Source organism: Kitasatospora putterlickiae (assembly GCF_039527695.1).
GTDB lineage: Bacteria > Actinomycetota > Actinomycetes > Streptomycetales > Streptomycetaceae > Kitasatospora > Kitasatospora putterlickiae.
Window position 1 is genome coordinate 1 of sequence record NZ_BAAAKJ010000050.1, and the last position, 1013, is coordinate 1013.

Below are 1013 nucleotides of genomic sequence, written 5' to 3' on the forward strand. Positions count from 1 at the left end.
CCCGTCGGGAGGGGGTTCCTGCTACGCCGAACGGGCGCCGCCCCGGACCACAGGTATCCAGAGCTCGGCGTCGGCCTCCTCACCGTCCGGGCGGACGTTCACCCGGAGCATCTCCGGGCCGAGCCGGAACTCGTACGGGTTGGACGGGAACCACTGGGTGAAAATGTCCCGCCACAGTTCCTGCAGGGCGCGGGGGTACGGCCCGGTGTTGGCGAAGACCGCCCAGGTCCCGGCCGGGATCTCGCGCACGTCCAGGTCCTCGGGCACCTCGGCGTCGGTCCCGGTCACCACCGCGTGGTAGTAGTCCAGCGGGACGCCCTCCTCCCGGTTGTCCGAGAAGAACTCGGTGACCGAGACGATCCCGGCCGGCTCCTGCTCCGAGAGGGCCGCGATCCGGTCGATCGTCTCCCGGCCGAGGCCCCTGATGAACTCGGCCATCGCCGGGTTGACCCCCTCGTGGACCAGGGGGACCCGCGCCCGCCGGCCCACGACCCGGAACGCCGGCCTCTCGACGATGCGGTACTCCATGCTGCTGCTCCCTTCGACGACGAGCCGGAAGGACATCCGGGGCTGGGAGACCAGCACCGTGCCGGAGCGCCGGGCCTCGCCGGGGCCGACCCCGTGCATCGCCCGGAACGCCCGGGCGAACGCCTCGCCCGAGCCGTAGCCGTAGCGGACCGCGACGTCGAGCAGCGTCCGCTCCCCGGCCAGCACCTCCGCCCCGGCCAGGGTGAGCCGGCGGCGGCGCAGGTACTCCGACAGCGGCATCCCGGCGAGCGCCGAGAACAGCCGCCGGAAGTGGTACTCCGAGGTGGTCGCGATCCGCGCCAGTTCGGCCGGGTCGACCGTCCCGTCGAGGTGCTCCTCGGCGTACTCCATGGCCTGGTTCAGCCGGTCCAGCATCGGTTCCCGCCCCCGTCCTTCCTTCTTCTGACGCTCCTCACCGTAGGCGGGGCCCACCGCCCGGACCCGACATCCCGTGCCCGCTCCGGTCGGGTGGCCGGCGCGGGGTC

The 1013-nt window shown here is 73.1% G+C and carries 1 protein-coding gene; it reads right to left on the reverse strand.

Annotated elements, in window-relative coordinates; translation table 11 throughout:
• Positions 1-21: 21 nt before the first annotated feature.
• Positions 22-903 (reverse strand): AraC family transcriptional regulator, encoded by an 882-nt coding sequence (locus ABD308_RS05930; protein WP_344328034.1) that lies wholly within the window; start codon positions 901-903, stop codon positions 22-24.
• Between the last annotated feature and the right edge of the window lie 110 nt (positions 904-1013).